The following is a 26,280-nucleotide window of genomic DNA, read 5'->3' as shown; positions in this document are numbered from 1 at the left end:
ATTCTGTTTCTCAACATCGCCGCGCAATGCGGCTCCCGCCCCGACCACGCAAACCCTAGCGTACCCCACGCTCGCGGCGCAGCTTCGCCCACCAGTCGAGACGCTTGCGGATTTCCCGTTCGAACCCCCGGTCCGGCGGATCGTAAAAAGTGGTGCGCCCCATTTTCTCCGGGAAATAATCCTGTCCTGAAAAGGCATCCGGTTCGTCATGGTCATAACGGTAACCGTCGCCATAGCCTTCACCCTTCATGAGCTTGGTCGGCGCATTCAGGATGTGTTTCGGCGGCACCAGCGAGCCGTTTTCCTTGGCTGCCCGCATCGCCGCCTTGAAGGCGGTATAAACGGCGTTGGATTTCGGCGCGGTGGCAAGATAGACGCAGGCCTGCGCCAGCGCCAGTTCGCCTTCAGGTGAACCGAGATAGTCATAAGCATCCTTGGCGGCGTTGCAGACGGCAAGCGCCTGCGGATCGGCAAGGCCGATATCCTCCACCGCCATGCGCACCAGCCGCCGGCCGATATAGAGCGGATCCTCGCCGGCATCGAACATGCGGGCGAGATAATAAAGCGCCGCATCCGGGTCCGAACCGCGCACCGACTTATGCAGCGCGGAAATGAGATTGTAGTGCCCGTCCTGGCTCTTGTCGTAGACGGGCGCTCGGCGCTGTACGATGCGCGTCAGACCTTCGGTATCGAAAGTCTCGTCCTTGCGCGCCGCGCGCCAGACCTCTTCGGCAAGGGTCAGCACGGCGCGGCCATCGCCATCGGCCATGCGGATCAGGCTGGCCCGCGCCTCTTCCGTCAGCGGCAGGGCCTTCTGCTCCGCCTCCTCGGCGCGCTTTAAAAGCTCGCTCAGGCTTTCCTCGTCATGCGAGCGGAACGTCAGCACACGCGCCCGCGACAAAAGAGCGGCATTCAGCTCAAAGGATGGATTTTCGGTGGTGGCGCCGACCAGAATGATGGTGCCGTCCTCCATCACCGGCAGGAAACTGTCCTGCTGGGCGCGGTTGAAACGGTGTATCTCGTCTACGAAAAGCAGCGTCTGCCGGCCATTCATCCGGCGGGCGCGCGCTGCCTCGAATACTTTCTTGAGATCGGCGACGCCGGAAAAGATCGCCGAAATCTGCTCGAAGGCAAGCCCCGCCTCGCCGGAAAGCAGGCGAGCAACCGTGGTCTTGCCGGTTCCGGGCGGACCCCAGAAGATCATCGATCCCAGGGAGCCACTCTCGATCATGCGGCGCAGAACGCCCTCTTCGCCCGTCAGATGCGGCTGCCCGCTCACCTCCGCCAGCGTCTTTGGACGCAGACGATCGGCAAGAGGCCGCCGGTTGGCGACCTCCACGGGCACTTGCGGGGCAAAGAGGTCGTCGCTCATCGCAGGAACTGCCGGATGCGCTGGCCGTCACGCAGGATTTCCACGCGCCAGAAGCCGGGATTGTCGTCCAGCGCCTTTTCGACAGCAGCCGTGGAGGCGATATCCGCGCCATTCAGCGACAGGATCACATCCTTGGGCAGAAAACCGACACGATAGGCGGGCGAGCCACGTTTCACATCGGTAATGACAACGCCGGTCACCTGCGACGACATGCGCAATTCGTCGGCAAGCTTCGGCGAAAGATTGGCGACGGTCGCGCCGGCGAAGGGATTGCGGCCCTCGATCAGGCGTTCATCGCGCGGCGCGGTTTCAGGCGCGGTGTCGAGCGCAATGGTCAGCTTCTTCTCCTTGCCCTTGTCCATGACTGTCAGTTCGGCTGACTTGCCGATACCGGCCGTCGTCAGGCGATAACCAAGAGCATCCGGATGTTCCACCTCGAAACCGTTGACGGCGGTGACGACCTGCCCCGGCTCGATACCCGCCTTCTCGGCCGGACCGTCCTTGACGACGCTGACCACCAGCGCACCGCGAGCGCGATGCAGGCCAAGCGCTTCAGCGACATCCGAGGTTACCGGATCGAAAGTCGCGCCAATATAGGGCCGCTGGAAACTTGCGTCCCCCCGCTCGGCGGCGGCGACGAAAACCCGGACCAGATTGGCGGGAATGGCAAAACCGATACCGTTCGAACCGCCGCCCTTGGAGAAGATGGCGGTATTGATGCCGATCAGTTCACCCGCCATGTTCATCAACGCGCCGCCGGAATTGCCGGGATTGATGGAAGCGTCGGTCTGGATGAAGAAGCCGAAATCGCCCTGCGTCACCTGGTTGCGCGCCAGGCCCGAGACGATGCCGCTGGTCACCGTCTGACCGACACCGAACGGGTTGCCGATGGCCAGCACCAGATCGCCGACCTCAATCGCATCGGAATTGCCAAGCGACAGCACCGGGAACTGCTCCTTCGCATCGATCTGCAGAATGGCGAGATCGACCCGGTCATCCTTCAGCAGCACCTTGGAGGAGAACTCACGCCCGTCCGCCAGCGCCACCTTGATGTCATCAGCCCCGTCGATGACGTGATTATTGGTCACCACGAGACCGCCGGCGGTCACGATCACACCCGAGCCGAGCGACGACTGTTTTTCCGTGCGGTTCGGCATCTGCTGGCCGAAGAACTGCTCGAAGAAAGGATCGCCGGCAAAAGGCGAAAGGCGCCGCTGCACCACGCGTTCGGCATAGACGTTCACCACCGCGCCTGCGGTGCGCTTGACCAGCGGCGCGAAGGAAAGCTGCATTTCCGTGTGGCTCGATGGCACGGCCCTGTTGTCCTGCGCCGCGGCACCCACGGGCAGGAGAACGAGCGCGGCGAGAAAGCCGGTGGACAGATACTTCAACACGCTTCGCATGTGATTCCTCATCGTCATCAGTATGATGGAGTTATAACGCCAAAGCCTGTAAAGCAAAGAGCGGCAAGATGATGGCCGGCCTTTTCCCTGTTCAGGCCGGTTCCGGAAGCTGGAACCAGCAAGGCCCCTTTTTGGTTTCATCCGCATCGACTGTCCTTGAAAGAGACGACACATGCATCTGAAACAGACTTTTCTCGCCTGCGGCATCCTCCTCGTTTCCTCCACTCTCGGCTCGCCCGCTGGCGCTGCCAGCTTCGATTGCACGAAGCCCGATCTGGCCGCCGACGAGAAGGCGATCTGCGACAACCGCACCCTGAACGATCAGGATGTGAAGATGGCCACCACCTTCGACATCCTCACTCAACTGATGGCCATGGGCGCCCGCGACACGCTGCGCGACGAGCAGAGCCAATGGCTGAAGAAACGCCAGGAATGCGCGGCGGATGTCGCCTGCCTTACCAGCGCCTACGAGGAGCGCATGAAGCGCCTCGGAGAGGCCTTCCAGAGCATCTCACGGCCGTTGTAGCGGGAATTCCATATTGACAACATATTGTCAATATGGAAATGTGTTGTCATGAAAACGGATAACGCACATACTCTTTCCGCTCTGGCGGTCGCCATCTTTCGAACCAATGGCGCGTTGATTGCCGCAGGCGACGCGCTCTCTGCCCCCTTCGGCCTGTCCAGCGCACGCTGGCAGGTTCTGGGAGCGGTGGTGCTTGCCGGCCAGCCTTTGACCGTGGCGCAGATCGCACGGAACATGGGCCAGACCCGTCAGGGTGTACAACGCCTCATCGATGAGATGGAACGACAGGACATCGTTTGCTTCGAAAACAATCCGCACCACAAGCGGGCCAAACTCATCCGCCTTACCGAAAAGGGCGAGAACGCCTATGCCGCCACCATGCAGCAATGGAATGAACTCGCCGACCGTTTGGCCACGGATATGCAGGCGGAGCAACTGCGTAACGCCATAGACTGCCTGAACCAGCTTTTCGCCGGACTGGACGCCGATCCACCGCAAGGCTGACCCGATCTTCTAAAGGATTATATCGATGAGAACCCTTCATCCCGTCGCCGGCACGCTGGCGCTGGCGACCATACTCGCCTTTTGGTTATCCACCGCGCTGACCGAAATTTCCGGTTCCAGTGAAGCAATCCGTGCCGTCAAACTCGCCATTCCATGGGGCTTCCTGGTGCTTGCACCCGCGCTCGCGATCACGGGTTTCAGCGGCTTTCGCATGGGCGCAAAATGGAAACATCCGCTGGTCGCAGCCAAGAAGAAGCGTATGCCGCTCATCGCACTGAACGGGTTGCTGATCCTCGTCCCCTGCGCGTTCGTGCTTCGGCATTTCGCCCTCTCAGACGATTACGGCGGCGTCTTCTACGCCGTTCAGGCGCTGGAGCTTTGCGCCGGGGCGCTAAATATCACCCTTCTTGCAAAGAGCTTCCGCGACGGCCTCCAGCTGAGACGCCGTCTGGCGGCCTAGCGGCATTGGCATATGAAGCTATGCGGCCCGGATGATGTTTTCCGTAAGGCCATGCAATTGGTCACGATAACCGGTTCTGGCCGATGGCGCGTCTTCACGAGAGGTCATCACGACGGAGAGTCGCTTTGCGGGAACGATATAGAGCATCTGCCCGCCATAACCCCAGGCGTAATAGACCGTCTCTCCCGCCATCTCCTTGATGAACCAGCAATAGCCGTAACCGTCGCCGTTGAAGACCGAATTGGTGCGCTGTTGCCAGGACTGGTCGATCCAGCTCTGCGAAATCAGCCGCTCGCCCCTGGGCGTCACACCACCCAGACGATAAAGCTCTCCGAAGGCCAGCAATGAGCGCGCCGTCATCGCCATCTGGTTGCCGCCGAGATAGATGTCCTGCGGATCGCGCTCCCAGCCGCCGATGGAAAATCCTTCGAGCGGACGGAACCAGTCACGCGCAAGCGACAGCGTCGAACGGCCGGAAGCTTTTGTAAGGATCGCCGAAAGCAGATGGGTGGAACCGGTGGAATAAAGCATGCCGCCTCCCGGTTCCCCAACAAAACCGGAACCCAGCGCCATTCTCACCCAGTTGCGGCTGGCAACCCAGCGGCCGTAATTCGGCCCCGACATGCGCTCCAGACCGGATTGCATGGACAGCAGGTTGCCGACGGTAACCCTTTCCAGCCGCGGATCGGGACTCGGCGGAAAATCACTGCGCAGGATAGTCGCAATCGGCTGATCGGCACCTGACAGTATCTTCCGGTCGATCGCCATGCCGACCAGCGCCGAAATGACCGATTTTGACGCCGACTTGATGTTGGTGGAGCCGTTAAGGCTGGCGCCATGGTAGGCACGGCTGGCGACCTCCGCACCGTCGATATTCACGATAACGGCCTTGAGACTCGAAAGCGCATCCGCATCCCTCAGCAATGGATCAAAACGGGCGGCATTGCCGGAGCTTTGCGCGCGGGCGAGCGGGGCAAGAGGCAGGGATGCGATGAGGGCGAGTGCGGTTCGTCTTTTCATGCTGATGAAGTTAGGCATCCCGGAGTTCTGGAAAAGGCCCGACAGATGAACATCACTCCAATGTGACTGCCGGGCGGAATGCAGCGGACCAGTATTTTTGAATTTACGCCGTTAAAACAGCAACTTGAACAAGAATGGCGAATCATCTTCTGAGGCAATTGAATCTGTTTGTGAACGGAAGCGCATCACCGGCTTCAGGACGAAAAAAGCCGCTCGAAGAGCGGCTGATCGAAGGATGGTAAATCTCGCGTCGCAGTCTGCGGGATCCTCGGGCCTGTCCCGAGGATCTATCCACATCACTTAAAATCAATCACTTGCAGGCGCCCGGGCATGATGGATGAGAGCTTTTTGACCCTTGCCAAGCAAGCACCAGCCGCCCCGCACAACGGGACGGTTGAGCCCTTCCTCAACCGGGACCGAACCTTACTCCGGCAAAATCCGCACCGCACCCTTGTCCGCACTGGAAGCAAAGGCCGCATAGGCCTTCAACGCCGTCGTGACATTGCGCTTGCGTGGTGCCGCCGGCTTCCAGCCCTGCTCTTCCTGCTCGGCCCGGCGCGAAGCCAGTTCCGCATCGGTGACCTTCAGGTTGATGGTGCGGTTCGGAATGTCGATTTCGATCAGGTCGCCCTGGCGCACAAGGCCGATGGCGCCGCCCTGTGCCGCCTCAGGCGAGGCGTGGCCGATGGAGAGGCCCGAGGTACCACCCGAAAAACGGCCGTCGGTGATCAGCGCGCAGGCTTTGCCGAGACCCTTGGATTTCAGATAACTGGTCGGATAGAGCATTTCCTGCATGCCCGGCCCGCCCTTCGGCCCTTCGTAACGGATGACGACGACGTCACCCGCCTTGACCTCGTTGCCAAGGATACCCTTCACGGCCGCGTCCTGGCTTTCGTAAACCACTGCCGGGCCGGTGAATTTCAGGATGGATTCATCGACGCCCGCCGTCTTCACGATGCAGCCATCAAGCGCGATGTTGCCGTAAAGCACGGCCAGACCGCCATCCTTGGAGAAAGGCTTTTCAACCGAGCGGATAACGCCGTTTTCGCCGTCCGTATCGAGATCGTCCCAACGCGAGGACTGGCTGAAAGCCACCTGCGTCGGCACGCCGCCGGGGGCAGCCTTGAAGAATTCACGCACCGTCTCGCTGTTGGTACGGGTGATATCCCAGCGGTCAATGGCATCGCCCAACGTCGTCTCGTGCACGGTATAGGTATCGCGGTTGATAAGACCGCCGCGCTCCAGCTCGCCGAGGATACGCATGATGCCGCCGGCGCGGTGAACGTCTTCCATATGCACGTCCTGCTTGGCGGGCGCGACCTTGGAAAGGCACGGAACTTTACGGGAAAGACGGTCGATGTCTTCCATACCGAAATCCACACCGCCCTCATGCGCTGCCGCCAGAATATGCAGCACCGTGTTGGTGGAGCCGCCCATGGCGATATCCAGCGACATGGCGTTTTCAAAGGCCGCCTTGTTGGCGATGGTGCGCGGCAGAACGGTTTCATCCTCCTGCTCGTAATAACGGCGCGCCAGATCGACGATCAGATGGCCGGCCTCGACGAAGAGCCGCTTGCGATCCGAATGGGTGGCAAGCGTCGAACCATTGCCGGGCAAGGACAGGCCAAGCGCCTCGGTCAGACAGTTCATGGAATTGGCGGTGAACATGCCGGAACAGGAACCGCAGGTCGGGCAGGCAGAGCGTTCGATGACCTTCACGTCCTCGTCGGAAATCTTGTCATCGGCAGCCGCAACCATGGCGTCGACCAGATCAAGCGCCACCGTCTTGCCGTGCAGGACGACCTTGCCCGCTTCCATCGGGCCACCGGAAACAAAGATCGCAGGGATGTTGAGGCGCATCGCCGCATTCAGCATGCCGGGGGTGATCTTGTCGCAGTTGGAAATGCACACCATCGCATCGGCGCAATGGGCATTGACCATATATTCCACCGAATCCGCGATGATCTCACGCGACGGCAGCGAATAGAGCATGCCGTCATGGCCCATGGCGATACCGTCATCGACCGCGATGGTGTTGAATTCCTTGGCAACACCGCCCGCCGCCTCGATTTCGCGGGCAACCAGCTGGCCGAGATCCTTCAGATGCACATGGCCCGGCACGAACTGCGTGAAGGAATTGACCACCGCGATGATCGGCTTGCCGAAATCGCTGTCCTTCATGCCGGTGGCGCGCCAAAGGCCGCGCGCGCCCGCCATGTTGCGGCCGTGGGTTGTCGTTCTGGAGCGATAGGCTGGCATGGTGTTTTCCTCAATCTCTTGGGCAGAAGGGCCGTCTTCCGCAGCGCGGTCAAAACGGCTTCCGCCCTATTTTGCGGTTTTTCTAGCGCAAACCGCAAGCCCTGTCACTGTCACCTTCGGGCAAAACAGTACGGTTCGGTACGGTACGCTCGTTCTCCGGCAGGTCATTCGGCCGGGCCCTCATCACAAATGCGCGATTTTCACCCTCTGGCCGCTGTTTTTCCGCAGAGCACTGAAACATATCTGTGCAGCGGTCGTATTGGCTATCATAATCGATTTATCGCCGATGCACCCGGCTTTTGTGGAGGTTGAAATGCCCGCCTATCGTCTGCCCGTGATCGCGGCAAGTGAAATTACGCCGAAGAATATCTACCTGTCCCGACGCGGCTTTCTCGGCACGGCGGCGGGGCTGGCAGCGATCGGGCTTGCCGGCCGCGAAGCGATTGCCGCCCCGCTTTCCGCAAAAGCCAGCGCCTACAAGCTGGATGAGAAGCTCACCCCGCTCGACGCCGTCACCAGCTACAATAATTTCTACGAATTCGGCGTCGGAAAATCCGACCCCAAGGAAAATTCCGGCAAGTTCAAGCCTGCCCCATGGACGGTGAAGGTGGACGGCCTCGTTTCCAGACCGCAGGAATTCGGCATCGAAGACCTGATGAAATATCCTCTTGAGGAGCGCACCTATCGCATGCGCTGTGTCGAGGGCTGGTCTATGGTCATTCCGTGGATCGGTTTCCCCCTCGCCGCCCTCCTCGACAAGGTGGAGCCGCTCGGCAGCGCGAAATATGTGGCCTTCGAAACCGTGGTGCGGCCGGAAGAAATGCCGGGCCAGAGCGGCCTGTTCCAGCCTCTCTCCTGGCCTTATGTCGAGGGCCTGCGCCTCGATGAGGCCCGCCACCCGCTGACCATCCTTGCCGTCGGGCTTTACGGCGAGACCCTGCCGAACCAGAATGGCGCGCCGATCCGGCTGGTCGTGCCGTGGAAATACGGCTTCAAGGGCATCAAATCCATCGTGCGGATTTCGCTTGTCGAAAAACAGCCGGAAACGACATGGAAAAACTCCAATGCCCGTGAATATGGCTTCTATTCCAACGTTAATCCGCATGTGGATCATCCACGGTGGAGTCAGGCGACGGAGCAGCGTATCGGCGAAGGTGGCTTCTTCGGTGTGCAGAACCGCCCTACCCTGATGTTCAACGGCTATGATGAGGTTGCGAGCCTTTATGCCGGCATGGATCTGAAGGCGAATTATTGACCATGGCCTTTGCCCTTCCCTTTCCATCGCTGCCGAAGCGTTACCAGCCTGCGGCAGTCTGGTCGCTTTATGTGATCGGCCTCTGTCCGGGCGTCTGGTATTTCTATCTCGCCGCAACCGGTGGCCTGGGCTTCAACCCGGTCAAGGATTTCGAACACCTGCTCGGCATCTGGGCGCTGCGCTTCCTGTGCCTCGGACTGCTGGTGACGCCGCTGCGCGATCTCTTCAACATCAACCTCATCGCCTATCGCCGCGCGCTGGGACTGATCGCCTTTTACTACGTGCTGGCGCATTTCACCGTCTATCTGGTGCTGGACCGAGGCCTGATCCTCGGCTCCATCGCCGGCGACATCCTGAAACGCCCCTATATCATGCTCGGCATGGCCGGGCTGCTCATGCTCATTCCACTGGCGCTCACCTCCAACCGCTGGTCGATCCGCAGGCTCGGCAGCCGCTGGAACACGCTGCACAAGCTCGCCTACCTCGTCCTCATCGTCGGCGTGCTGCATTTCGTGCTGGCGCGAAAGTCGATCACGCTGGAGCCGGTGTTCTATATCAGCACGATGGTGGTATTGCTTGGCTATCGGCTGGTGCGGCCGGTGATCATGGCGAGGAAGCGGGCGCGAAAAACACAGTCCTCTGCCACAAACATCCGCCGGCACGTCTCCAACTAAATTGCTAAACTCCGGAATAGACTCAAGGCTCGGAGGCTATCGTGATAAAGATCGCAGCTGCGCAAAGCATCGTTACGGCCGATATCGCGGAAAATGCCGAGACGATAAGACGCCTTATCGAGATGGCGGCAGATCAGGGCGCGCGCCTCGTAAATTTTTGCGAAGGCGCGCTCTCAGGCTACGCGAAAGCCCAGCTTGCATCCCCGGACGTCTGGAAATCTTTTGATTGGCGTGCCCTCGAAGCAGAACGCGCAACCATTGCCGAGACCTGCCGGCGACGTCGCATCTTCGCGGCCATCGGCTGCGCGCACCCGCTGCCCAGTCCCCATGCACCACATAACAGCCAGTACATTTTCAGTGAAACCGGAGCGTTGATTGAACGATATGACAAACGATATCTTTCGCACTCGGAACTGGATGGCTGGTTCACCCCAGGAACTCGGCCAGTTACTTTTGACGTCGATGGATATCGGTTCGGCTGCCTCACCTGCATCGAAGTCCAGTTCCCTGAATTATTCATGGAATACGAAAGAGCAAATGTCGATGCGGTCCTGTTTTCATCCTACGGCATAAGAAGCTTTTTCCAGATCGCCCTTCGCGCCCACGCCGGCTTCAATTGTGTCTGGATTAGCGGTGCGACACCCGCTCAAACCGCTCACGAAGGCCCGGCAGGGATCATAGATCCCAATGGTAAGGTCATCGCTCACTGCGCCGCTGAAGCAAGAAACGAGCTGGCTTTAGCAACGCTCGACCGCACTTCGGCCGACTGTGACAGGCCGCTCAATAAAGCCCGTCCTTGGCGAAGAGCAGCCAGAAGCGGCGCGATTTATAGAGAAAAATTGAGCCAATAGTTCGCAACATGCCAGCGCGTGACCGTGAGCAAACAAAAAAGCCGAGCGATCTCTCGCCCGGCTTTTTTTAACTCATGACGCCTGAACGGCGTCAAACTTTATGCGGCTTCGGCAGCAGCGGCTTCAGCGGCAACGCGAGCCTTGTCGGCTGCGCCCTTGGCGTCAACGTCACGCTCGACGAATTCAACAACGGCGAGAGCCGCGTTGTCGCCCTGGCGGAAGCCGGCCTTCATGATACGCAGGTAGCCGCCGTTGCGGTTTGCGTAACGGGCTGCGATCGCGTCGAACAGCTTGCGAACCGCGTCCTGATCCTTGATCTGCGAGATCGCCTGACGACGAGCGTGCAGGTCGCCGCGCTTGCCGAGGGTGACGAGCTTCTCAACGATCGGGCGAATTTCCTTCGCCTTCGGAAGCGTGGTTACGATCTGCTCATGGGTGATGAGCGAAGCAGCCATGTTGGCAAACATTGCCTTGCGGTGGCTGGCGGTTCTATTGAGCTTGCGGCCTGAATTACCGTGGCGCATTGCTATTCTCCTTCTTCGCAGGTTCCTTCTCTAAGGCCTGCCGTTTCCTGGCACATGCAGATGACTTATCTGCTGTTTGACGGGGAAAGGCAGTCTTTAAAGGGTCTGCCTTTTTGATTGTTAGTACTGGTCTTCGTAACGCTTTGCGAGATCTTCGATGTTCTCAGGCGGCCATGCCGGCACTTCCATGCCGAGGTGCAGACCCATGGAAGCGAGAACTTCCTTGATTTCGTTCAGCGACTTGCGACCGAAGTTCGGCGTGCGAAGCATTTCGGCCTCGGTCTTCTGGATCAGGTCGCCGATATAAACGATGTTGTCGTTCTTCAGGCAGTTTGCCGAACGAACGGACAGCTCGAGCTCATCGACCTTCTTGAGAAGCGCCGGGTTGAACGCGAGTTCGGTAACCGATTCTTCTTCTGCTTCCTTCTGCGGCTCGTCGAAGTTGACGAAGACGCCCAGCTGGTCCTGAAGAATGCGAGCGGCGAAGGCAACGGCGTCTTCGCCGGAAACCGAACCGTTGGTCTCGATCGTCATGATCAGCTTGTCATAGTCGAGAACCTGGCCTTCACGGGTGTTTTCCACCTTGTAGGACACTTTCTTGACCGGAGAATAGAGGCTGTCCACCGGAATGAGGCCGATCGGGGCATCTTCCGCGCGGTTGCGCTCAGCCGGTACGTAACCCTTGCCGTTGTTGACGGTGAATTCCATGCGGATTTCAGCGCCATCGTCGAGCGTGCAGATCACGTGGTCGGGGTTCAGGATCTCGATGTCGCCAACCGTCTGGATATCACCAGCGGTCACGGCACCAGGGCCCTGCTTGCGCACGACCATGCGCTTGGAATCATCGCCGTCCATCTTGATGGCGATTTCCTTGATGTTGAGCACGATATCCGTCACATCTTCCCGAACGCCGGGGATGGAGGAGAATTCGTGCAGGACACCGTCGATCTGCACGGCCGTTACAGCGGCGCCACGCAGAGAAGACAACAGAACGCGACGCAGCGCGTTGCCGAGGGTAAGACCGAAACCACGCTCCAGCGGCTCGGCAACCAGCGTTGCCTTGGTGCGGCTGGACGAGGTGAACTCGACCTTGTTCGGCTTGATAAGTTCCTGCCAGTTCTTCTGAATCATCTTTAAACCTTCCGTTCGCCGCCACCATCCAATCGTGACGGACCGAGCATGAAAACACCGAGAGGAACCTAATTCAGCGGTTCATCAGTGGGTTCTTGAGCGCAAGTCCGTCGATCGAAATCGACGCGCACACGCCAGATACGCGAAAATTCCGCCAGACCGAAGGAAAGGCGGAATTTCCGAACCACGGTCGCGTCAGACGCGGCGCTTCTTGCGCGGACGGCAACCGTTGTGCGGGATCGGCGTCACGTCGCGAATGGAAGTGATCATGAAACCGGCAGCCTGCAGGGCGCGAAGTGCCGATTCACGGCCGGAACCCGGACCGCAAACTTCAACTTCAAGCGACTTCATGCCGTGTTCCTGAGCCTTCTTCGCGCAATCTTCAGCAGCGATCTGGGCAGCGAACGGGGTCGACTTGCGCGAACCCTTGAAGCCCTTGGCACCAGCAGACGACCAGGCAATGGCGTTGCCCTGTGCGTCGGTGATGGTGATCATCGTGTTGTTGAAGGTCGAGTTGACGTGCGCGACGCCCGACGTGATGTTTTTGCGTTCGCGACGACGGACGCGTGCGGCTTCCTTGGCCATTTTATACCTTTCATTGATCTCTTCACCGCCGTAACACCAGCGGCTACACCGGCGATCAGCCCCACTGGAGCCTCACGCCAAACTCAGAAAGGCTGGCGCGGACTGCACCAGCCTCCCCTTTCCGGAGAACCGGAAAATTACTTCTTCTTACCAGCGATAGCCTTCGCCGGACCCTTGCGGGTGCGAGCGTTGGTGTGCGTGCGCTGACCGCGGACCGGAAGGCCACGACGGTGACGCAGGCCGCGGTAGCAGCCAAGGTCCATCAGACGCTTGATGTTCATCGACGTCTCACGACGCAGGTCGCCTTCGACCTGGTAGTCGCGGTCAATGGCTTCGCGGATCTGAAGAACTTCAGCATCCGTCAGCTGATGAACGCGCTTGTCAGCCGGCAGGCCAACCTTGTCCATGATTTCCTGCGCGAATTTCGGACCGATCCCGTGAATGTAGGTCAGCGCAATAACAACGCGCTTCGCAGTCGGGATATTGACGCCAGCGATACGTGCCACGTCTCTTCTCCTTGGTTCCAGTTGCCATCCGGCAAGTGGTGATTCCATTCGAGCGGCCGACAAGACCGCCAGTTCAAATTGGTGTCCGTGACAAGTCAAAACGACCGAACCCGGATTTCCCATCCCTCAGGGAAATCCGCGCCAGTCGCTTGGGATGTCGCGAGTTGGCGCGGTATTTAACGGAATCAGCGCAAAAAAGCAACCGGCTCCGCCAAGATTCTTTTGCGATCCAGAGGATCTGCCGCCATGCCAAAGCGGGATACGGGTAAGAACGCAACAGCCCTCGCCCATCCGCTCCGTCAATCAGGCGGAGGCTTTCTCGAGAACGCGCTCGATCGCCTCGGTTACGGCATCGACATCCGCCATGCCGTCAAGCGTTACAAGCTCGCCCTGCTCGCTGTAATAGCTGGACAGCGGAGCGGTCTTTTCGCGATATTCCGTGAGGCGTTTGCGGAAAGCTTCCGGATTATCGTCAGAACGGACAGTGCCGCCGGCGGCGACGGTTTCTGCCACGCGGTTTTCGATTCGGCGAATCAACGCCTCCTCGTCCACCTTCAGTTCGATGACGGCATCAAGGACCAGATTCTTCTTGCGCATGTTCTCTGCAAGCGCCTTCGCCTGCGGAACGGTGCGCGGATAGCCGTCCAGAATAAAGCCCTTGGCACAGTCCGGTGCTTCGATACGCTCGGAAACGATCTGATTGACGATATCGTCGGAAACCAGCCCGCCGGCGTCCATGACGGCCTTGGCGCGCTTGCCGATTTCGGTGCCCGCGCTGACCGCAGCGCGCAGCATGTCACCGGTGGAAAGCTGCGGGATCCCGTACTTGTCAGTCAGCCGCTTGGCCTGGGTTCCCTTGCCCGCACCCGGCGGACCCAAAAATATCAGTCTCATCGTCCCCTCTTTCCTCCACGCAGCTTCGACTTCTTGATCAGCCCTTCATATTGCTGCGCAATCAGGTGACCCTGAATCTGCGCAACCGTGTCAAGAGTTACACTGACAACGATCAAAAGCGAAGTACCACCAAGGGCTAATGGAATGCCCGTGCGTGCGATAAGTGTCTCAGGAAGGATACACACGAAGACCAGATAAATCGCGCCGACAACCGTGATACGGGTCAGGACGTAATCGATGTACTCCGCGGTGCGCTCGCCCGGACGGATGCCCGGAATGAAGCCGCCATGCTTCTTGAGGTTATCGGCCGTGTCCTTCGGATTGAAGACGATAGCCGTGTAGAAAAACGCGAAGAACGCGATCAGCAGACCATAGAGCGCCATGAACAGCGGCTGTCCGTGCTGCAGCGACGCGATGATCGATGTCGCCCAGGCCGGCAGGTTGGTGTTGCCGGCAAAACCCGCAGCCGTTGCCGGCAGCAGCAGCAGCGACGATGCGAAGATCGCGGGAATGACGCCGGCCGTGTTGAGCTTCAGCGGCAGATGCGAGGTATCGCCCTGGAACATCCGGTTGCCAACCTGTCGCTTCGGATATTGGATCAACAGGCGGCGCTGGGCGCGCTCCACGAAAACGATGAGCGCGATGACGCCGATGGCGACTACGACAACCGTCAGGATGAGCGGCGTCGAAAGCGCACCGGTGCGGCCGAGTTCCAGCGTGCCGGCCAGCGCCTTGGGCAGGCCCGCGGCAATACCAGCGAAGATGATCAGCGAAATACCGTTGCCGATACCACGCGAGGTGATCTGCTCGCCGAGCCACATCAGGAACATCGTGCCGCCGAGCAGCGTGATGACCGTGGAGATGCGGAAGAACCAGCCCGGATCGACCACGAGACCGTTGCCGCTTTCGAGGCCGACCGCAATGCCATAGGCCTGCAGCGTGCCGAGCAGCACCGTGCCGTAACGGGTGTACTGATTGATGATCTTCCGTCCGGCTTCGCCTTCCTTCTTCAACGCTTCGAGCGAGGGCACGACCGAGGTCATGAGCTGCACGATGATCGAAGCGGAGATGTAAGGCATGATGCCGAGCGCGAAGATCGCCATGCGCTCGACGGCGCCACCCGCAAACATGTTGAAAAGACCGAGAATACCGTTGGCCTGGCCCTGGAAGGCCTGCGCATAGGCTTCGGGGTTCAGGCCCGGAAGCGGAATATGGGTGCCGAGACGGTAGACGAGAAGTGCGGCAAGAGTAAACCAGAGACGCTTTTTCAGATCCTCCGCCTTAGCGAAGGTCGAAAAATTCAGGTTCGAAGCCAGTTGTTCCGCTGCTGAAGCCATAAATTTCTCCGAATGACCCTTGCCAGCCAGCGCAACCGGCCGATGCGGAAAGGTCTAAAAGATACTGGTCAAAACCGGGCTTCGGACAAATGCGGCTCTGAGCCGCCATCATGCCTCACCCTGTTTTTTATGTCCTATCCCCTCCCCTACGGAAGTTCAAGAACTGTGAGGCTCTCCCTGCAGCACTTTCTGCCGCAAGCGGGGCCTTGGAAGCACACCGCGAAGAGATTGCCCTGATGCTCTATAAATCGATTTAGGTCGAAAGCACCAGTGGCCAGGGAGCGCAAACGCCCGGAGCGACGAGCCCCGGGCGTCTGAAGTCTATATATTACTCGGAGGCTTCTGCTGCAACTGCGAGAAGCTTGATCGAGCCGCCAGCCTTTTCGATCTTTTCGATTGCGGGCTTGGAAGCACCGGCAACTTCGAAAGCGACCTTGGCCTTCAGCTCGCCGTCGGCGAGAATGCGTACGCCGTCCTTGGCGCGGCGGATAACGCCGGCAGCCTTGAGAGCAGCGGCATCGATCGTCGCGGAAGCGTCAAGCTTCTTGGCGTCGATGGCGGTCTGAATGCGGCCGAGCGATACGACAACATATTCGGAAGCAAAGATGTTGTTGAAACCGCGCTTCGGCAGACGACGGTAGATGGGCATCTGACCGCCTTCGAAGCCGTTGATGGCGACGCCCGAACGAGCCTTCTGACCCTTCACACCGCGACCACCGGTCTTGCCCTTGCCGGAACCGATACCGCGACCAACGCGGATACGGTCCTTGGAGGCGCCTTCGTTGTCTCTGATTTCATTGAGTTTCATGATAGGTTACTCCGTCTCACTTCTCGTCAACGACGCGAACGAGATGCTGGACCGCACGGATCATGCCGCGAACCGCCGGAGTGTCTTCCAGGGTGCGCTGACGATGCATCTTGTTGAGACCCAGACCGACCAGCGTCTGACGCTGGATTGCCGGGCGGCGAATGGGGCTGCCGATCTGCTCGACCGTAACAGTCTTCTTGGCTTCAGTAGTCTTCTTGGCCATGATCCAGCTCCTTATTCTTCAGAAGCGTTGCCGGAAGCGGCACGACGAGCCTGAAGGGTCGCAAACTTCAGACCGCGCTGTGCAGCGATGTCCTTCGGATGAACCTGATGCTTCAGAGCGTCGAACGTGGCGCGAACCATGTTGTACGGGTTCGAGGAACCGGTCGACTTGGCAACCACGTCATGAACGCCCAACGTTTCGAAAACGGCGCGCATCGGACCACCGGCGATGATACCGGTACCGGCCTTGGCCGAACGCAGCAGAACCTTGCCTGCGCCGTGACGGCCATTGACGTCGTGGTGCAGCGTGCGGCCATCGCGCAGCGGAACGAAGATCAGATCGCGCTTTGCGCTTTCAGTTGCCTTGCGGATCGCTTCCGGAACTTCACGAGCCTTGCCGTGACCGAAGCCAACGCGGCCCTTCTGGTCGCCAACGACGACGAGAGCGGCGAAACCGAAACGACGGCCGCCCTTAACAACCTTTGCAACGCGGTTGATCGCGACCAGCTTGTCGACGAATTCGCTATCGCGCTCTTCGCGGTTCTGGCGATCTTCGCGAGAACCTCTTTTATCCTGTGCCATTGTCCTTGTCCTTTTTCTTTTGCGGGTGGAACGGCAAACGAAAAGACCAGCGGCCTCGATGAAGAGATCCGCATGGTCCGGTGAAATTCCGCCCGGATCGATGCCCGGGCGGAAAAAGATCAGAAGTTCAGACCGCCTTCACGGGCAGCGTCTGCCAGGGCCTTGACGCGGCCGTGATAGATGAACGCGCCACGATCGAATACGACATCCTTGACGCCAGCCTTGACGCCACGCTCGGCAACCAGCTTGCCGACAACAGCTGCTGCTGCAACGTCGGCGCCAGTCTTGAGCGAGCCGCGCAGATCGGCTTCGAGCGTGGAGGCAGACGCAAGCGTCTTGCCAGCAACGTCATCGATGATCTGGGCGTAGATGTTCTTCGACGAGCGATGAACCGACAGGCGCGGGCGGCCGTTGGCAACCGCCTTGATCTGGCGGCGCACACGGCTCGCGCGACGTGCAAGTGCTTCTTTCCTGCTAGCCATTTCGCGTGATCCTTACTTCTTCTTGCCTTCTTTGCGGACAATACGCTCTTCAGCGTACTTCACGCCCTTGCCCTTGTAGGGCTCGGGACCGCGGTATTCGCGGATTTCCGCGGCTACCTGGCCAACCTGCTGCTTGTTGATGCCGGAAACGATGATTTCCGTCGGCTTCGGAACGGCAATGGTGATGCCGACCGGCGGCTCATAAACCACGTCGTGGGAAAAGCCGAGAGCCAGCTGCAGGTTCTTGCCCTGCATGGCGGCACGGTAACCAACGCCGTTGATTTCGAGCTTGCGCTCATAGCCGTCCTTAACACCCTTGAAGATGTTCTCGATCATCGTGCGGGACATGCCCCACTTCGAACGAGCTTCCTTGGTGCCGTTAGCCGGCGTTACGGAAACGCCGTTATCTTCGAGCTTCAGCTGAATGTCGTCGTTAGCGACGAAAAACAGTTCACCCTTCGGGCCCTTCGCAGTGACCTTCTGGCCGTCGACATTGGCCGTCACACCTGCGGGAACCGGAACGGGCTTTTTACCGATACGAGACATTATTCAATCCTGTCTGTTCGTTATGGAGATCCTGCTCGGGTCTTAGAAGACCGAGCAAAGAACCTCGCCACCAACGTTCTGTTCGCGAGCCTGGTGATCGGCCATCACGCCCTTCGGGGTCGAAAGGATGGTGATGCCGAGGCCGTTCGCGACCTGCGGAATGGACTTTACCGAGACATAAACCCGGCGGCCCGGCTTGGAAACGCGGCCGATCTCACGGATCACGGACGCGCCTTCGTAGTACTTCAGCTCGATGGTGAATTCGGACTTGCCGTTTTCGAAATCGACCTTGGAATAACCGCGAATGTAGCCTTCAGCCTGCAGCACGTCGAGAACGCGTGCGCGGAGGCTGGAAGCCGGCGTGCTTACCGAAGACTTACGGCGAGCAGCACCATTGCGGATGCGGGTGAGCATATCACCCAAAGGATCAGTCATGGTCATGTGCCCGTCTCCTTACCAGCTCGACTTGACAATGCCCGGCACCTTGCCGGAATTGCCCAGCTCACGAAGCGCGATACGCGACATCTTGAGCTTGCGATAGAACGCGCGCGGACGGCCCGTTACTTCGCAGCGGTTGCGGATACGCGTCTTCGAGCCGTCACGCGGCAGCGAAGCGAGCTTCAGGGTGGCCTTGAACCGGTCTTCGATCGGAAGGGACTGGTTCATCACGATCGCCTTCAGTGCGGCGCGCTTGGCGGCCTGCTGGGCGACCGACTTGCGGCGGCGCTTGTTCTTTTCAACTGCGCTTGTTTTCGCCATATCGGAGTTCCTTTTCTACGCTCGTCGTTACGGTTAGTGACGGAACGGGAAGTTGAACTCTGTCAGCAGAGCCCGAGCTTCGTCGTCCGACGTCGCCGTCGTGCAAACGATGATGTCCATGCCCCACATCTGATCAACCTTATCGTAGTTGATCTCAGGGAACACAATGTGTTCCTTGATGCCCATGGCGAAGTTGCCACGGCCGTCAAAGCTCTTCGGGTTCAGGCCCCGGAAGTCGCGAACGCGCGGAAGCGCGATGTTGACCAGACGATCAAGGAATTCGTACATGCGGGCGCCACGAAGGGTAACCTTCGCACCGATCGGCATGCCTTCGCGAACCTTGAAACCAGCGATCGAGTTGCGAGCGCGGGTAACGACCGGCTTCTGGCCGGCAATCGCAGCCAGGTCACCGGCAGCAATCGTGGGCTTCTTGGAGTCGGCAGTTGCTTCGCCAACGCCCATGTTGATCACGATCTTTTCAAGCTTCGGGATCATCATGACGTTTGCGTAGGAGAACTTCTCCTGCATGGCGCCACGGATACGGGAAACGTATTCCGTCTTGAGACGCGGCTCGTACTTATCAGCCATCGATCACTTCTCCCGAACGCTTGGCCACACGGACCTTCTTGCCATCCACAACCGAGAAGCCAACGCGGGTCGGCTTGCCATCCTTGTCGACGATGGCGATGTTGGAGATGTGCAAGGATGCTTCCTTGTTGATGATGCCGGCTTCCTGGGCCTGGGTCTGGCGCTGGTGACGCTTCACCATGTTGACGCCACGCACAACAGCCCGGTCTTCCTTCGGCAAAACCTGGATTACTTCGCCGGTACGGCCCTTGTCCTTACCGGTCAATACGACAACCTTGTCGCCTTTACGAATCTTCTGCATCGCATTCGCTCCTTACAGTACTTCCGGAGCCAGCGAGATGATCTTCATGTGGTTCTTGGCGCGAAGCTCGCGCGGAACCGGTCCGAAGATACGGGTGCCGATGGGCTCTTTCTTGTTGTCGATAAGAACGGCTGCGTTGTTATCGAAACGGATGACGCTGCCGTCAGCGCGGCGGATGTCCTTGGCGGTGCGCACGACAACCGCCTTCATCACGTCGCCCTTCTTGACGCGGCCGCGCGGAATAGCTTCCTTGATGGAAACGACAATAATGTCGCCAACAGAAGCATATTTGCGCTTCGAGCCGCCCAGCACCTTGATGCACATGACACGACGTGCGCCGGAATTATCCGCCACGTCGAGGTTTGTTTGCATCTGAATCATGTCAGGTCGCCTTCTTGTTGTTACCGGAACGGTTGGGCAAACTCTCCCGAGCGAGCCCCCTGCCCCAGCTTATGAATATCTCTTTTTTTGCGCGGAAATGTCGTGACAGGGTGGTTTCCCGAAGGACCTTCCGTGCGCATCAAAGCAAAAGACGCTCGGGTCACGAGCGTCCTTGCGCTGCTTCATACAGGAATTCGCGCCAAGTGCAAGACACAAGGCGCGATTCTGATGAAATTAAGCCTGGGCGGAAACGACCGTCCAGCGCTTGTCCTTGGAGATCGGTGCGCATTCCTCGATGGAAACGACATCGCCGACCTTATACTGATTGTTTTCGTCGTGTGCCTTGTACTTCTTCGAACGACGAACGGTCTTCTGAAGCAGCGGGTGAGCGAATCGGCGCTCAACCCGGACCACGACAGTCTTCTCGTTCTTGTCGGACACTACGACGCCCTGCAGAATGCGTTTCGGCATATTATTCTTCCTTAGGCCTTGGCTTCTGCCGCCTTCTGGCGGGCAATGGTTTTAACGCGGGCGATATCCTTGCGGACTTCGTTGATGCGCGAGGACTTCTCCAGCTGGCCAGTTGCCTTCTGGAAGCGCAGGTTGAACTGCTCCTTCTTCAGATCGGCGAGCTTGTCCTTGAGCTGGTCGGCGCTGAGGCCGCGAACTTCATCGGCTTTCATGTGCCTTGCTCCTTACTCTGCGATGCGCTGTACGAAGCGCGTCTTGACCGAGAGCTTGGCAGCGCCGAGACGAAGCGCCTCACGGGCGATCTCCTCGGTAACACCGTCGATCTCGAACATCATACGACCGGGCTTGACCTTGCATGCCCAGTAATCGACCGAACCCTTGCCCTTACCCATACGAACTTCGGTCGGCTTGGCCGTTACCGGAACGTCGGGGAATACGCGGATCCACACACGACCTGCGCGCTTCATGTAACGCGTGATCGCGCGGCGGGCCGCTTCGATCTCGCGTGCATTCACGCGGTTCGGTTCCTGCGACTTCAAGCCGAATTCACCGAATGCCAGGTCAAAGCCGCCCTTGGCGACGCCCTTGATGCGTCCCTTGAACTGCTTACGGTACTTAGTACGCTTTGGCTGCAACATTTTCTTACTTCTCCGAGCTTATCTTTCGCCAGCGTCAATCAAGCGTTTTCGCGACGACGATCGCCACGATCGCCACGCTCACGGCTTGCAGGGCCCTGTGCGTCGCCTTCGAGACCGCGACGCTCAGAAGCCATCGGATCGTGCTCAAGGATTTCGCCCTTGAAGATCCAGACCTTGATGCCGCAAATGCCGAATGCGGTTTCAGCTTCAGCCGTGCCGTAGTCGATGTCCGCACGCAGCGTGTGCAACGGAACGCGACCTTCGCGGTACCATTCGGTACGAGCGATTTCTGCACCGCCGAGACGGCCGCCGCAGGTGATCTTGATGCCTTCGGCGCCAAGACGCATTGCGGACTGAACAGCACGCTTCATCGCACGGCGGAAAGCCACGCGGCGCTCGAGCTGCTGAGCGATCGACTGGGCAACCAGCGTCGCGTCGATTTCCGGCTTGCGCACTTCAACGATGTTGAGGTGCGTTTCGGAGTTGGTCATTTCGGAAAGCTTCTTGCGGAGCTTCTCGATGTCTGCACCCTTCTTGCCGATGATCAGACCCGGACGAGCCGAGTGGATCGTGACGCGGCACTTCTTGTGCGGACGCTCGATGACGACCTTGGCGATGCCGGCCTGCTTGAGTTCCTTGATCAGGTAAGCCCGGATCTTCAGGTCTTCATGCAGAAGCTTGCCGTATTCTGCGGTGTCAGCGTACCAGCGGCTGTCCCAGGTACGGTTGATGCCGAGGCGGAAGCCGATCGGATTGATTTTCTGACCCATTATGCGGCCTCCCCTTTTTCCTCGACTTCACGAACAACGATCGTGAGGTGAGAGAACGGCTTTTCGATGCGGGAAGCACGACCACGGCCACGAGCGTGGAAACGCTTCATGGTGATGGACTTGCCAACATAGGCCTCGGCGACGACGAGAGCGTCGACGTCGAGGTCATGGTTGTTTTCCGCATTGGCAATTGCAGATTCCAGCGTCTTCTTGACGGTGCCTGCAATGCGCTTGCGGGAGAATTCGAGCTCGGCGAGAGCGCGATCAACCTTCTTGCCACGGATAAGAGCGGCAACCAGGTTCAGTTTCTGGGGGCTGACGCGGAGCGTACGGGCAACGGCCTGAGCCTCGTTGTCCTTCAGCCGGCGTTCGGTCTTAGCCTTCGCCATGATTACTTCCTCTTTGCCTTCTTGTCCGCGCCGTGACCGTAATAGGTACGGGTCGGAGAGAATTCACCGAACTTGTGTCCGACCATGTCTTCGTTGACCGAGACGGGCACATGCTTGCTGCCGTTGTAGACGCCGAAGGTCAGACCAACGAACTGCGGCAGGATCGTGGAGCGACGGCTCCAGATCTTGATTACTTCGTTACGTCCGCTCTCGCGCACCTTCTCAGCCTTGGTGAGAAGATAGCCGTCAACAAACGGACCTTTCCATACTGAACGAGCCATTAGTGACTACCTCTCTTACTTCTTACGCTGATGGCGCGAGCGCATGATGAACTTGTCGGTCGACTTGTTCGAACGGGTGCGCTTGCCCTTCGTGGGCTTGCCCCACGGAGTAACCGGGTGGCGACCACCCGACGTGCGACCTTCACCACCACCGTGCGGGTGGTCGACCGGGTTCATGACGACGCCGCGAACGTGCGGACGCTTGCCGCGCCAACGGGAACGACCGGCCTTGCCGTCGTTGATGTTGGCGTGGTCCGAGTTCGAAACAGCGCCGATCGATGCGAGGCAGGAGCCGTGCACCAGACGCTGTTCGCCCGAGTTGAGACGCAGGATGGCCATGCCGGCATCGCGGCCGACGAGCTGGACATACGTACCGGCGGAGCGAGCGATCTGACCGCCCTTGCCCGGCTTCATCTCGACGTTGTGGATGATCGAACCGACCGGAATGTACTGAAGCGGCATGGTGTTGCCGGGCTTCACGTCCACTGCCTTGTCGGAGGCGATCACCTTGTCACCGGCAGCGAGACGCTGTGGCGCGAGAATGTAAGCCTGTTCGCCGTCGGTATACGTAACCAGCGCGATGAACGCGGTGCGGTTGGGGTCGTATTCCAGACGCTCAACGGTGCCTTCCACGTCGAACTTGCGACGCTTGAAATCCACCAGACGGTAGGTCCGCTTGTGACCGCCACCCTGGAAACGGACGGTGATCCGGCCCTGGTTGTTACGGCCACCCTTGGAGCTGAGGCCCTGGGTGAGAGCCTTTACCGGCTTGCCCTTGTAGAGCGAAGCGCGGTCCACGATAACCAGCTGGCGCTGGCTCGGCGTGGTCGGATTGAAACTTTTCAATGCCATTTTCTTGTTCCCTTTTGGGTCTTTGCCCGCTTGGGCCTAACCTTTAGAGTCCGGTGGACACGTCGATGGATTGACCTTCGGCGAGCGTGACGACGGCTTTCTTGACGTCCTTCAGCTTACCGGCGAACCCACGGAAACGACGGGTCTTACCCTTGCGGATAAGCGTGTTCACAGCCGTGACTTTGACGCCGAAGAGAGCTTCCACGGCAGCCTTGATTTCAGGCTTGGAAGCATTCTTGGCGACGTTGAATACGACCTGGTTCTGTTCGGATACCAGCGTCGACTTTTCCGTGATCGAAGGAGATACGATCACATCGTAGTGGCGAAGATCCGTCATTTGAACCGCTCCTCCAGAGCCTCTACAGCAGCCTTGGAAAGCACCAGCTTGCCACGGCGCAGGATGTCGTAAACATTGATGCCCTGAACCGGCAGAACGTCCACGTTCGGGATGTTCTGAGCAGCGAGCTTGAAGTTGCCATCAAGTTCAGCGCCGCCGATAACGAGAGCGTTGGTCAGGCCAAGCGAAGCGAAGCTGCCCAGCAGAGCCTTGGTCTTTGCTTCGGACGCGACGAGCTGATCGACGATGATCAGTTCTTCAGCCTTCAGCTTTGCAGACAGGGCGTGACGCAGGGCCAGCGCGCGAACCTTCTTGGGAAGGTCGTGTGCATGGCTGCGAACGACCGGGCCGTGGGCCTTGCCGCCGCCGCGGAACTGCGGTGCGCGAGCCGAATGGTGACGAGCGCGGCCCGTACCCTTCTGCTTGTACATCTTCGCGCCGGTGCGGGAAACTTCCGACCGGTTCTTGGACTTGTGGGTTCCCTGCTGCTTCTTTGCAAGCTGCCAGCGAACCATACGGGCCAGGATGTCCTGGCGGGGGTCGAGGCCGAAGATCTCATCCGACAGAGAAACCTTGCCGGCGTCTTTTCCCTCGAGGGTCTTGACGTTCAATTCCATGATAAGGCTCCCTTACTTCGCAGCCGACTTGACGGCGTCGCGGACGATGATCCAGGAACCCTTCGAGCCGGGAACTGCACCCTTCACGAGGATGAGGCCACGGTCTTCATCAGTCGAAACGACTTCGAGGTTCTGGGTCGTAACGCGGGTCTGGCCCATATGACCAGCCATGCGCTTGCCCTTCCAGACGCGACCCGGATCCTGGTTGGAACCGGTCGAACCGTGTGCACGGTGCGAGATCGAGTTACCGTGCGAAGCGCGGCCACCACCGAAGTTGTGACGCTTCATAGCACCGGCGAAACCCTTACCGATCGTGGTTCCGGTGACGTCGACCAGCTGGCCGGTCTGAAAATGATTTGCGGTCAGTGTTGCACCGATGTCGATCAGGTTCTCGGGGGAAACCCGGAACTCGACGAGCTTGGCTTTCGGTTCGACATTGGCAGCGGCAAAATGACCGCGAAGCGCCTTCGTCGTGTTCTTGACCTTGGACTGGCCGGCACCGAGCTGAACTGCGGTGTAGCCATTCTTGTCTTCCGTGCGCTGGGCAACGACTTGTACGTTATCCAGTCGCAATACTGTTACGGGGATATGTTCACCTGCGTCGTTATAGACGCGTGTCATACCCACTTTCTGTGCAATCACACCTGAACGCATTGGTTCATCCTCTTGCGAGCCTTGAAGGGAAAACCCTCTCTGGCCTTTGTTAAGGAGTGCCCTTCGACATCTCACGATGTTTCCGGTCTCCGGTTTGGAAGTCGTTGGATTGCTCCACGTACCTTCCTTGTTATTTCAGCCCTCACCTTGGATGGATCGGGCCGGGTCTTAGAGCTTGATTTCCACGTCAACGCCAGCAGCGAGGTCGAGCTTCATCAGAGCATCGACAGTCTGCGGGGTGGGGTCAACGATATCGAGAAGACGCTTGTGCGTCCGCATTTCGAACTGTTCACGGCTCTTCTTATCAACGTGGGGAGAGCGGTTGACGGTAAACTTTTCGATGCGGGTGGGGAGCGGAACCGGGCCGCGAACGCTGGCGCCGGTGCGCTTTGCGGTCGACACGATTTCACGGGTAGAGGCATCGAGGATCCGGTGATCGAACGCCTTGAGGCGGATACGGATATTCTGGCCGTTCATTCGTCTTGTCCTTGTTCTTTGTTATTCGTTTCCGCACGCGGAAACACATGAACTTCTATTGATCGTGGCGCCGCAGATTTTCAAAAATCGAGAGAGATGCGCGTCGCACCCCAATCATTTCGGTAGTCTGTATTGCTAAAAACACCGCGTTCCGCAATCGCTTGCGAATCCAGCGGTGATTGTGAGTGCGCGTTTACGCGCTTTCACCGAATTTTTCAAGCACTAAAAATGCAACGCCGCCAGGCTTTTTGCTAAAAGTCCGGCGGCGGTGTTGTTCACACCGCCGCCAGCCAGAATTTCAACGGTCGAGATTACTCGACGATCGAGGCCACGATGCCGGCGCCGACGGTACGACCGCCTTCGCGGATAGCGAAGCGCAGCTTTTCTTCCATCGCGATCGGAACGATCAGCTCGACGTCAACGGTCACGTTGTCGCCAGGCATAACCATTTCCGTGCCTTCAGGAAGCGTAACGATGCCCGTCACGTCCGTCGTGCGGAAGTAGAACTGCGGACGGTAGTTCGTGAAGAACGGCGTATGACGGCCGCCTTCTTCCTTCGTCAGGATGTAGGCTTCGGCCTTGAACTTCTTGTGCGGCTTGACGGAACCCGGCTTGCACAGGATCTGACCACGCTCGACGCCGTCACGGTTAACACCGCGAACCAGTGCACCGATGTTGTCGCCAGCCTGGCCCTGGTCGAGCAGCTTGCGGAACATTTCAACGCCGGTAACCGTCGTCTTCGAGGTCGGACGGATGCCGACGATCTCGACTTCTTCACCAACCTTGACGATACCGCGCTCAACGCGACCCGTCACAACCGTACC

38 protein-coding genes are annotated in these 26,280 nt (G+C 59.0%); 6 read left to right on the top strand and 32 right to left on the bottom strand.

Translation table 11 applies throughout. The features are described from left to right. Positions 1–55: 55 nt before the first annotated feature. Together N434_RS07095 and N434_RS07090 are read right to left on the bottom strand one after the other, a co-directional pair. Positions 56–1,372 carry a replication-associated recombination protein A gene (locus tag N434_RS07095; RefSeq protein ID WP_110756893.1) on the bottom strand — a complete coding sequence of 439 codons (1,317 nt, stop codon included), beginning with the start codon at positions 1,370–1,372 and terminating at the stop codon, positions 56–58. Continuing rightward, positions 1,369–2,775: a DegQ family serine endoprotease gene (locus N434_RS07090; RefSeq protein ID WP_065116243.1), complete on the bottom strand. Its 1,407-nt coding sequence runs from the start codon at positions 2,773–2,775 to the stop codon at positions 1,369–1,371. The genes N434_RS07095 and N434_RS07090 overlap by 4 nt, the downstream gene beginning before the upstream one ends. A gap of 172 nt (positions 2,776–2,947) precedes the next feature. On the opposite strand from N434_RS07090, the gene N434_RS07085 reads away from it, so the two are divergent. Genes N434_RS07085 through N434_RS07075 form a run of 3 tightly spaced genes read left to right on the top strand, consistent with a single transcriptional unit; the run spans position 2,948 to position 4,265 of the window. Beyond that, complete coding sequence (locus tag N434_RS07085; protein WP_110756891.1) at positions 2,948–3,301, top strand: lysozyme inhibitor LprI family protein; 354 nt, start codon at positions 2,948–2,950, stop codon at positions 3,299–3,301. A 48-nt stretch (positions 3,302–3,349) separates the two neighbouring features. Beyond that, positions 3,350–3,805: a MarR family winged helix-turn-helix transcriptional regulator gene (locus N434_RS07080; protein ID WP_110756889.1), complete on the top strand. Its 456-nt coding sequence runs from the start codon at positions 3,350–3,352 to the stop codon at positions 3,803–3,805. Positions 3,806–3,830: 25 nt separating this feature from the next. Further along, a complete protein-coding gene (locus N434_RS07075; protein ID WP_065116003.1) occupies positions 3,831–4,265 on the top strand; it encodes a hypothetical protein in 435 nt (144 codons plus the stop codon). Positions 4,266–4,283: 18 nt separating this feature from the next. Here the strand turns inward: N434_RS07075 and N434_RS07070 are convergent, their stop codons facing one another. Then, positions 4,284–5,285, bottom strand: coding sequence for a serine hydrolase domain-containing protein (locus N434_RS07070; RefSeq protein WP_110756888.1), 1,002 nt, complete (start codon positions 5,283–5,285; stop codon positions 4,284–4,286). Between the two features lie 423 nt (positions 5,286–5,708). After that, positions 5,709–7,544, bottom strand: coding sequence for a dihydroxy-acid dehydratase (gene ilvD / locus N434_RS07065; protein WP_065116004.1), 1,836 nt, complete (start codon positions 7,542–7,544; stop codon positions 5,709–5,711). A gap of 313 nt (positions 7,545–7,857) precedes the next feature. On the opposite strand from ilvD, the gene msrP reads away from it, so the two are divergent. The 3 genes from msrP to N434_RS07050 are packed head-to-tail and all read left to right on the top strand — an operon-like array spanning position 7,858 to position 10,324. Further along, positions 7,858–8,799, top strand: coding sequence for a protein-methionine-sulfoxide reductase catalytic subunit MsrP (gene msrP, locus N434_RS07060; RefSeq protein WP_110757177.1), 942 nt, complete (start codon positions 7,858–7,860; stop codon positions 8,797–8,799). 2 nt (positions 8,800–8,801) lie between these two features. Further along, entirely contained in the window at positions 8,802–9,473 is a 672-nt protein-coding gene (gene msrQ, locus N434_RS07055) for a protein-methionine-sulfoxide reductase heme-binding subunit MsrQ (protein ID WP_110756886.1), read from the top strand. A 41-nt stretch (positions 9,474–9,514) separates the two neighbouring features. Then, on the top strand, positions 9,515–10,324 hold the full coding sequence (locus tag N434_RS07050; protein WP_286172151.1) for a carbon-nitrogen hydrolase family protein: 810 nt from the start codon (positions 9,515–9,517) through the stop codon (positions 10,322–10,324). Positions 10,325–10,422: 98 nt separating this feature from the next. Here N434_RS07050 and rplQ read toward each other — a convergent pair whose 3' ends face one another. The 28 genes from rplQ to N434_RS06910 all read right to left on the bottom strand — a co-directional run. Beyond that, entirely contained in the window at positions 10,423–10,848 is a 426-nt protein-coding gene (gene rplQ, locus N434_RS07045) for a 50S ribosomal protein L17 (RefSeq protein ID WP_004442575.1), read from the bottom strand. A gap of 120 nt (positions 10,849–10,968) precedes the next feature. After that, positions 10,969–11,979 carry a DNA-directed RNA polymerase subunit alpha gene (locus tag N434_RS07040; protein WP_003495228.1) on the bottom strand — a complete coding sequence of 337 codons (1,011 nt, stop codon included), beginning with the start codon at positions 11,977–11,979 and terminating at the stop codon, positions 10,969–10,971. Positions 11,980–12,174: 195 nt separating this feature from the next. Then, positions 12,175–12,564: a 30S ribosomal protein S11 gene (gene rpsK, locus N434_RS07035; RefSeq protein ID WP_003495225.1), complete on the bottom strand. Its 390-nt coding sequence runs from the start codon at positions 12,562–12,564 to the stop codon at positions 12,175–12,177. Positions 12,565–12,701: 137 nt separating this feature from the next. After that, on the bottom strand, positions 12,702–13,070 hold the full coding sequence (rpsM, locus tag N434_RS07030) for a 30S ribosomal protein S13 (protein WP_003516122.1): 369 nt from the start codon (positions 13,068–13,070) through the stop codon (positions 12,702–12,704). Positions 13,071–13,373: 303 nt separating this feature from the next. Beyond that, positions 13,374–13,964: an adenylate kinase gene (locus N434_RS07025; protein ID WP_065113654.1), complete on the bottom strand. Its 591-nt coding sequence runs from the start codon at positions 13,962–13,964 to the stop codon at positions 13,374–13,376. Beyond that, positions 13,961–15,301 carry a preprotein translocase subunit SecY gene (gene secY / locus N434_RS07020; RefSeq protein WP_065113655.1) on the bottom strand — a complete coding sequence of 447 codons (1,341 nt, stop codon included), beginning with the start codon at positions 15,299–15,301 and terminating at the stop codon, positions 13,961–13,963. The genes N434_RS07025 and secY overlap by 4 nt, the downstream gene beginning before the upstream one ends. A gap of 328 nt (positions 15,302–15,629) precedes the next feature. Next, positions 15,630–16,109: a 50S ribosomal protein L15 gene (gene rplO / locus N434_RS07015; RefSeq protein WP_035224073.1), complete on the bottom strand. Its 480-nt coding sequence runs from the start codon at positions 16,107–16,109 to the stop codon at positions 15,630–15,632. 16 nt (positions 16,110–16,125) lie between these two features. Then, complete coding sequence (rpmD, locus tag N434_RS07010; protein WP_003495212.1) at positions 16,126–16,332, bottom strand: 50S ribosomal protein L30; 207 nt, start codon at positions 16,330–16,332, stop codon at positions 16,126–16,128. Between the two features lie 11 nt (positions 16,333–16,343). Then, positions 16,344–16,913 carry a 30S ribosomal protein S5 gene (gene rpsE, locus N434_RS07005; RefSeq protein ID WP_046798171.1) on the bottom strand — a complete coding sequence of 190 codons (570 nt, stop codon included), beginning with the start codon at positions 16,911–16,913 and terminating at the stop codon, positions 16,344–16,346. A 119-nt stretch (positions 16,914–17,032) separates the two neighbouring features. Continuing rightward, entirely contained in the window at positions 17,033–17,395 is a 363-nt protein-coding gene (gene rplR, locus N434_RS07000; protein ID WP_065113657.1) for a 50S ribosomal protein L18, read from the bottom strand. A 12-nt stretch (positions 17,396–17,407) separates the two neighbouring features. After that, a complete protein-coding gene (gene rplF / locus N434_RS06995) occupies positions 17,408–17,941 on the bottom strand; it encodes a 50S ribosomal protein L6 (RefSeq protein WP_003495204.1) in 534 nt (177 codons plus the stop codon). 42 nt (positions 17,942–17,983) lie between these two features. Continuing rightward, positions 17,984–18,382 (bottom strand): 30S ribosomal protein S8, encoded by a 399-nt coding sequence (gene rpsH, locus N434_RS06990; RefSeq protein WP_003521007.1) that lies wholly within the window; start codon positions 18,380–18,382, stop codon positions 17,984–17,986. A 12-nt stretch (positions 18,383–18,394) separates the two neighbouring features. After that, the gene (rpsN, locus tag N434_RS06985; protein ID WP_003507785.1) at positions 18,395–18,700 is read right to left on the bottom strand and encodes a 30S ribosomal protein S14; all 306 of its coding nucleotides are present in this window, start codon (positions 18,698–18,700) and stop codon (positions 18,395–18,397) included. A 33-nt stretch (positions 18,701–18,733) separates the two neighbouring features. Beyond that, the gene (rplE, locus tag N434_RS06980) at positions 18,734–19,288 is read right to left on the bottom strand and encodes a 50S ribosomal protein L5 (protein WP_003495201.1); all 555 of its coding nucleotides are present in this window, start codon (positions 19,286–19,288) and stop codon (positions 18,734–18,736) included. Further along, a complete protein-coding gene (gene rplX, locus N434_RS06975) occupies positions 19,281–19,589 on the bottom strand; it encodes a 50S ribosomal protein L24 (protein ID WP_003521006.1) in 309 nt (102 codons plus the stop codon). Before rplX ends, rplE begins: the two co-directional genes overlap by 8 nt. A gap of 12 nt (positions 19,590–19,601) precedes the next feature. Beyond that, the gene (rplN, locus tag N434_RS06970) at positions 19,602–19,970 is read right to left on the bottom strand and encodes a 50S ribosomal protein L14 (protein ID WP_003495199.1); all 369 of its coding nucleotides are present in this window, start codon (positions 19,968–19,970) and stop codon (positions 19,602–19,604) included. A gap of 234 nt (positions 19,971–20,204) precedes the next feature. Beyond that, positions 20,205–20,441, bottom strand: a complete 237-nt coding sequence (gene rpsQ / locus N434_RS06965) for a 30S ribosomal protein S17 (RefSeq protein ID WP_003495195.1) — start codon at positions 20,439–20,441, stop codon at positions 20,205–20,207. A gap of 11 nt (positions 20,442–20,452) precedes the next feature. Further along, a complete protein-coding gene (gene rpmC, locus N434_RS06960) occupies positions 20,453–20,653 on the bottom strand; it encodes a 50S ribosomal protein L29 (protein ID WP_003495193.1) in 201 nt (66 codons plus the stop codon). Between the two features lie 12 nt (positions 20,654–20,665). Next, entirely contained in the window at positions 20,666–21,079 is a 414-nt protein-coding gene (rplP, locus tag N434_RS06955; RefSeq protein WP_003507774.1) for a 50S ribosomal protein L16, read from the bottom strand. A gap of 38 nt (positions 21,080–21,117) precedes the next feature. Then, complete coding sequence (rpsC, locus tag N434_RS06950; RefSeq protein ID WP_004442600.1) at positions 21,118–21,849, bottom strand: 30S ribosomal protein S3; 732 nt, start codon at positions 21,847–21,849, stop codon at positions 21,118–21,120. Continuing rightward, complete coding sequence (gene rplV, locus N434_RS06945; protein WP_065113658.1) at positions 21,849–22,238, bottom strand: 50S ribosomal protein L22; 390 nt, start codon at positions 22,236–22,238, stop codon at positions 21,849–21,851. The genes rpsC and rplV overlap by 1 nt, the downstream gene beginning before the upstream one ends. A 2-nt stretch (positions 22,239–22,240) precedes the next feature. Next, positions 22,241–22,519, bottom strand: a complete 279-nt coding sequence (gene rpsS, locus N434_RS06940) for a 30S ribosomal protein S19 (RefSeq protein WP_003507772.1) — start codon at positions 22,517–22,519, stop codon at positions 22,241–22,243. 15 nt (positions 22,520–22,534) lie between these two features. Next, a complete protein-coding gene (gene rplB / locus N434_RS06935) occupies positions 22,535–23,371 on the bottom strand; it encodes a 50S ribosomal protein L2 (RefSeq protein ID WP_003521004.1) in 837 nt (278 codons plus the stop codon). 43 nt (positions 23,372–23,414) lie between these two features. Further along, positions 23,415–23,708, bottom strand: a complete 294-nt coding sequence (locus N434_RS06930; RefSeq protein WP_003521003.1) for a 50S ribosomal protein L23 — start codon at positions 23,706–23,708, stop codon at positions 23,415–23,417. Continuing rightward, complete coding sequence (gene rplD / locus N434_RS06925; RefSeq protein WP_003495173.1) at positions 23,705–24,325, bottom strand: 50S ribosomal protein L4; 621 nt, start codon at positions 24,323–24,325, stop codon at positions 23,705–23,707. Before rplD ends, N434_RS06930 begins: the two co-directional genes overlap by 4 nt. 12 nt (positions 24,326–24,337) lie before the next feature. After that, entirely contained in the window at positions 24,338–24,979 is a 642-nt protein-coding gene (gene rplC / locus N434_RS06920) for a 50S ribosomal protein L3 (protein ID WP_004442604.1), read from the bottom strand. A gap of 168 nt (positions 24,980–25,147) precedes the next feature. Beyond that, entirely contained in the window at positions 25,148–25,456 is a 309-nt protein-coding gene (gene rpsJ, locus N434_RS06915; RefSeq protein ID WP_003507767.1) for a 30S ribosomal protein S10, read from the bottom strand. Between the two features lie 311 nt (positions 25,457–25,767). After that, positions 25,768–26,280 (bottom strand): EF-Tu C-terminal domain-related protein (locus tag N434_RS06910; RefSeq protein ID WP_286172148.1); only part of this gene is annotated, 513 nt, incomplete at its 5' end.

Source organism: Rhizobium sp. UGM030330-04, from assembly GCF_003208455.1.
Lineage (GTDB): Bacteria > Pseudomonadota > Alphaproteobacteria > Rhizobiales > Rhizobiaceae > Agrobacterium > Agrobacterium rhizogenes_A.
The sequence above is the reverse complement of the archived record's forward strand: the minus strand, read 5'-3'. Positions and strand labels throughout refer to the sequence as shown.